The organism is Rhizobium sp. AAP43, from assembly GCF_001296045.1.
GTDB lineage: Bacteria > Pseudomonadota > Alphaproteobacteria > Rhizobiales > Rhizobiaceae > Allorhizobium.
In genome coordinates this window covers 1-1,548 of record NZ_LJHS01000040.1, presented here as the reverse complement: position 1 = coordinate 1,548, position 1,548 = coordinate 1, and the positions used below count along the sequence as shown (strand labels likewise).

1 protein-coding gene is annotated in these 1,548 nt (G+C 65.7%); it reads left to right on the top strand.

Annotated features, from left to right (window positions below):
• Positions 1-186: 186 nt before the first annotated feature.
• Complete coding sequence (locus IP76_RS18115; RefSeq protein ID WP_054159648.1) at positions 187-1,197, top strand: hypothetical protein; 1,011 nt, start codon at positions 187-189, stop codon at positions 1,195-1,197.
• The last annotated feature ends 351 nt before the right edge of the window (positions 1,198-1,548 follow it).

Sequence of the window (1,548 nt, the reverse complement as noted above, 5' to 3'; positions counted from 1 at the left end):
CCCCGCCCAGCTGGAGGGTGCATTCGAAGTTTTACGCCTCCCTGCTCCATCTCTGGTGCACACCTCCACTCCTCTACCACGCCAAAAGGAGGCCTCCACGTGGTGTTGAAGCTTTAGTTGCGGTTCCACAGGGTTATAACGCAAGCGAGCGCGTCCTTGCTGCCCGCCGGCTCCTCACAACCAGCCATGAGGCCCGCCATCGCCCTGCTGGCAGCCTCCGCCCTGTTGGCCTGCGCCGGCGGCGCCTCTGCCGCCCTCACCCCCGCCCAGCTGGAGAAGAAGGTGGCGGAGCAGGCAGCGACCATCGCGGCTCTAACGCAGCGTCTCGACGCGCTGCAGAAGACCGTGGGCGGGCTGAACACTAACGTTGCATCGCTGCTGCCGCTCGCGCCCCTCAAGGCGCAACTGCTGGCGGCTCCCAGCCTGCTCAACACCCTGCAGTCCAGCGTGGGCCCGCTGGTGGCCATCAAGAGGGACCTGCTCAAGGTGCCGGGCCTGGTCACCAGCACCAACCTGCTGCAGCCGCTGGCCAGCATCAGGAGCGACCTGCTCAAGGTGCCCGGCCTGCTCACCGACGTGGCTCCGCTGCGCGACATCAGCGCCGATCTGGCCGCCCTGCCAGCAGGCCTGGCCAACGTACAGTCTGCCCTCCAGCCTCTCACTGCGCTGGGCACCACCCTCACAGGCCTGCCCGCAGCTGTGCAGCCCCTGCTGGGCATCCGCAGCACCCTTCTGGCCGTCCCGACCAGCCTCACAAACCTGCAGTCCTCCCTTATCAACCTGGCGGGCGAGGTGGAGAAGCAGGGCAACAACACCGTGGCGCTCTCGGGGGACCTGAGCACCCTGCAGACCAACGTGGGCCCCCTGCTGAGCAACCTGAACAGCCTGCTGGGCCTAGGCACTGACGTGAGCAGCCTGCAGTCCACCGTGGCGGGCCAGGCCAGCAGCCTCACCAGCCTCAACAACAACCTCAACACCCTGTCCAGCGGCGTGAACGGCATCACCGGCCAGGTCAACGGCCTGACCAGCTCGGTCAACAACATCACCAGCACGGTCAACGGCCTGAACCTCAGCCTTGGCACGCTGTCGACAAACCTGGGCAACCTGAAGACCTCGGTGGACCCTCTGGTGGCCCAGAAGGACTCCCTGTTGGGCCTGCTGGGAGGAGGCCTCCTGGGCCGCCGCCGGCTGCTTTAAAAATGGCAGCTATAAACAATGAAGCGTCCGCCCTGTGCGCGGCCACCATGGGCGCCAAGGACGCCGCCGCACATTCTTTACAGCGGGACACTCTGCCTCCGCATCCCCTGCTGCGCACAAGCTGCGCCGTGCCGCCCAATTCTTTCCCCGCTGCAATGCTCTCCGGCCCGAACCGATGCCCGCGCCAGCGCCTGCCGTCCTGCCCTTTCCCTGCTGTGCCTGGTCTGGCGCCCCGAATGCCTTTCAAGAGATTTTTGCTACCTGGCTCAGCCGGCATGCCCTCAGCTTCCCACCTTGATATTTTCGCATGAATGTAGCGCGCATGTTGTGCTTGCTGACAGGCAGCCCGAG